The organism is Roseisalinus antarcticus (assembly GCF_900172355.1).
Taxonomy (GTDB): domain Bacteria; phylum Pseudomonadota; class Alphaproteobacteria; order Rhodobacterales; family Rhodobacteraceae; genus Oceanicola; species Oceanicola antarcticus_A.
On sequence record NZ_FWFZ01000147.1, the window covers coordinates 1 to 633 of the forward strand.

Here is a 633-nt window from a genome sequence, read left to right on the forward strand (position 1 = left end):
CGGGTAACGGGTTATTCAGGAAATGATGATCTAAGGGGCTGGAAGGGCGACGACGACCTTCTGGTGAAGAACGGGACCAACACGCTGCGGGGCGACGACGGGGATGATGACATCCGCGGCGGCTCGGGGGTGGATTCGATCTATGGAGGGAATGACGACGATACCATTCTGGGCCTGCAGGGCGCCGACGACCTGAACGGCGGCAACGGCAATGACAGCATCTCGGCGGGGCCGGGCGACGACCGGGTGACGGGCTACACCGGGGACGATTACCTGCGCGGCTGGACCGGGGACGACGATCTTCTCGTGAAGAACGGGACGAACACGCTCGTGGGCGACGACGGGAACGACGATATCCGCGGCGGCTCCGGCGCCGACCTGATCTATGGCGGCAACCACAACGACACGATCCTGGCGCTCGGCGGCAACGACAGCATCTACGGCGGGAACGGGGACGATTCCGCTTCGGGCAGCAACGGCGCGGACCTGATCGAGGGCGGGTCGGGCAACGACAACCTGCGCGGCTGGACCGGCGGCGACATCCTGCGCGGCGGCGACGGGAATGACAGCCTGCGCGGCGAGGCCGGGCGCGATGTGCTGGACGGCGGGGCCGGGAACGACCGGATAAGCGGC

General features: G+C 67.5%; 1 protein-coding gene. It reads left to right on the plus strand.

Features of this window, described 5'->3' with window-relative positions:
* Positions 1-633 (plus strand): calcium-binding protein (locus tag ROA7023_RS23640; protein WP_143535749.1); only part of this gene is annotated, 633 nt, incomplete at both ends.